Annotated in this window: 1 protein-coding gene; it reads left to right on the plus strand. The window is 71.0% G+C overall.

The features are described from left to right. A partial coding sequence (locus BN358_RS23125) for a GNAT family N-acetyltransferase (protein WP_157593352.1) occupies nt 1–241 on the plus strand: 241 nt, incomplete at both ends.

Here is a 241-nt window from a genome sequence, read left to right on the forward strand (position 1 = left end):
CGTCCCGACCACTACTTCACGGTCGAGGGACAGTCCGAGGTGATCGCCGACTCGTTGCGCCGCCACGCCGAGGGCACGCTGCTGCCCCAGGTGATCCTCGACGAGGCCGGGGCGGTCGTGGGCCGAATCAACCTGAACAACATCGTTCGCGGACCGTTCCAGTCGGCGAGCGTCGGCTACTGGCTCGCGCAGGAGGCCGGCGGGCGAGGGCTCGCCACCGCCGCGGTCGCCGAGATCGTCC

This window comes from Sedimentibacter sp. B4 (genome assembly GCF_000309315.1).
In the GTDB taxonomy this organism is placed as follows: domain Bacteria; phylum Bacillota; class Clostridia; order Tissierellales; family Sedimentibacteraceae; genus Sedimentibacter; species Sedimentibacter saalensis.